A 2,964-nucleotide genomic window follows, 5' to 3' on the forward strand; every position below is an offset into this window, starting at 1 on the left:
GGCAGCAGCAGGCTGGCGGTGGCCAGCGTGGTGAAGCGGCGACCGCCAACGACAGGCACGGCAAACGCATAGAACATGCGCAGCGTGGCGCCGCTGAGCGCCGGCAGGGCGGTCAGCCAGAACAGCTGGTTGGTGGAGTAGTGAAAGCCTGCTGCCGGCAGGTGCACGACGACGGCCGACCACAACATCCACACCGCAAAGGCCAGCGCCAGCGCCGGGATCGACAACCACAGGTTGCGCCGGGCCACGCTGCGGCCGCTGCCGCGCCAGAACCCGTCATCCTCGGGGGTCCAGCGCGCGATGACGGACATGGCGGTCACGGTGGCGTTGCTGATTCAGGTGCTTGCGGTGTCAAGTCCGGCGCCGCGATCAGGGGTTCTTCACATAGGCGTTGCCGCGCAGGTAGAACCACCAGTTCAGCACCAGGCACACGGCATAGAAGATCGCGAAACCGTACATCGCCAGCTGCGGCGTGCCGGCCTTGATCTGCTGGCCAATCAGCACCGGTGCAATGAAGGCGCCGTAAGCGGCGACGGCCGAGGTCCAGCCCAGCACCGGGCCGGCTTGGGTCTTGTCGAAGATGAAGCCGACGCTGCGGAAGGTCGAGCCGTTGCCCACACCCGTAGCCGCGAACAACAAGACGAACAGACCCATAAAGAGGCCGAAGTACTGCTCCGGTGTGGCCGACTGGTAAGCCAACATCATCACGTAGCCGACCGCGGCGGAGGCAAACACCATCACCGCCGAGATCACCTGCGTGACGATAGAGCCCCCCACCTTGTCCGCGATCCAGCCGCCGATGGGCCGTATTGCCGCGCCGACGAAGGGGCCGATCCAGGCATAGGTCAGTGCGGAAGGCGCATTAGGATTCTTCAGCGCGTGCTGCATCACCCCGGCGGCATCGGGCGCGTGCACAAAACCGAAGATCACCGTGATGGCCAGCGGCAAGGCCATCGAGAAGCCGATGAAGCTACCGAAGGTGACGACGTAGAGCGCCGTCATCGCCCAGGTGTGTTTGTTCTTGAAGATCGCAAATTGCTTGGTAACGCCTTCCTTCATCGTGCCGAAGGCGGCCAGCTTCATCACCAGCAGCGCGGCAATGATGTCGAGCGGAATCGCCACCCACATATTCAGCAGGCCCAAGCCCGTCGGCGCCGGCAGGTAGAGATAGAGCATCACGATCGAGGGCACGAAGGCGAGCGAATACAGATAGATGATCTTGCCGAAGGCCACCATCGGCGAGCCGGTATCGGGTGACACCGTCTTCAGATTGCTCATGCCGAACCAGCACAGAATCGACAGCGGCACCAAGGACAGCACCCAGGCGAAACCGGCGTTCTGAATCCAGGTGGGTGTGCCGGCCACAATCTTGCCGAGAATCCAGCCGCTGTCCTTGATCAAGGGCCGCGACTCGCCGCCAAAGGCACCGAACAGGCCGACCGTCATCACCAGCGGGATCACGATCTGCATCGTCGTGACGCCGAAGTTACCCAGACCGGCGTTCAGACCCAGCGCCGTGCCCTGCAAGCGCTTGGGGAAGAAGGGGCTGATGTTGGACATCGACGAGGCGAAGTTGCCGCCGCCGACGCCCGACCACAGCGCCATCAGCTGGAACACCCACAGCGGCCACTCGGGATGCTGCAGCGCCACGCCGGTACCGATGGCCGGAGCCAACAGCATCGCCGTGGTCAAAAAGATCGTGTTGCGCCCGCCCGCCATGCGGATCAAAAAGGACGCCGGGATGCGCATGGTGGCGCCCGAGATGCCGGCAATCGCGGTCAGCGTGAACAACTCATCCTTGCTGAAGGGAAAGCCCAGATTCAGCATCTGCACCGTGATGATGCCCCACATGCCCCAGACCGCGAAGCCGCAGAGCAGCGCGGGGATCGAGATCCAGAGGTTGCGGTAAGCGATCTTTTTGCCGGTGGACTCCCAGAACTTTTCGTCCTCAGGGCGCCAGTCGGCGACGTCGTTGGATTGACTCATGATTTTGTCTTTCTTAGTTGAGCTAGATGGGCGCTAGATGGGCGCTAGATTGGTGATGCAGGCGCATTGCTGCCCATCATTTCGGTCTTGCGCACTTCGGTCCAATACATCCAGATGAGCGACACCCAGACCACGCCGTACATCAGCATGAAGGCGCTGGAGCGCACGCCGGTCAGGTCCATCAAGGCACCGAACATGATGGGCAGCACGAAGCCGCCGAGGCCACCGGCCAGGCCGACGATGCCCGAGATGGTGCCGATATTGGCGCCGTAGTCATCGCTGATGTACTTGAAGACGCTGGCCTTGCCGAAGGCCCAGGCGATGCCCAGCGTGAACATCAGGCCGGTGAAGGCATAGACATTGAGCCCGATGTGGAAGGTCTTGGGGCCGCCCACGGTCATGACGGTGAAGTCGGTCTGCGGGTAGGACAAGATGAACAGACAGATCCAACTGACCCATAGCACCCACCAGGTCACGTTGTGCGCGCCGTGTTTGTCCGACATCCAGCCGCCGACCGCACGCAACACGCCGCCGGGCAACGAGAAGCAGGCGGCCAGCAAGGCGGCGACGCGGATGTCGAGCCCGTATTCACCGACGTAGTACTGCACCATCCACAGGCTCAAGGCCACATAACCGCCAAAAACGATGGAGTAGTACTGGCAGTATTTCAAGACCTTGGGGTCCTTCAAGGCCTTCAGCTGGCTCGCAAAGCTGGCGTTGCTGACGACCAGATGCTTGTCGTCCGAGTAGCTGAAGAACCAGAACAGGATGGCAGTACCCAGCAGCACGGCGGCATAGACATGCGGCACCATGGTCCACCCAAACGCCACCACCAGGCCGGGCGCAACGAACTTGTTGACCGCCGCACCGGAGTTGCCGGCGCCGAACACACCCATCGCGAAGCCCTGGCGGTTCTTCGGGAACCAGCGCGCCACATAGGGCGTGCCGACCGAGAAGGAGCCGCCGGCCAGGCCGACG

2 protein-coding genes and 1 pseudogene are annotated in these 2,964 nt (G+C 62.7%); all 3 read right to left on the reverse strand.

Going from position 1 to position 2,964, the window contains the following annotated elements; genetic code table 11:
• Nucleotides 1–311, reverse strand: a pseudogene (locus RMO57_RS18490) (nitrate/nitrite transporter); the annotation flags it as partial.
• A gap of 58 nt (nucleotides 312–369) precedes the next feature.
• Entirely contained in the window at nucleotides 370–1,986 is a 1,617-nt protein-coding gene (locus RMO57_RS18495; protein WP_310389158.1) for an MFS transporter, read from the reverse strand.
• A gap of 44 nt (nucleotides 1,987–2,030) precedes the next feature.
• Nucleotides 2,031–2,964, reverse strand: a 934-nt coding sequence (locus RMO57_RS18500; RefSeq protein ID WP_310389160.1) for an MFS transporter, incomplete at its 5' end; no start/stop codon positions are given.

Source organism: Roseateles sp. (assembly GCF_031397715.1).
In the GTDB taxonomy this organism is placed as follows: domain Bacteria; phylum Pseudomonadota; class Gammaproteobacteria; order Burkholderiales; family Burkholderiaceae_C; genus Paucibacter_A.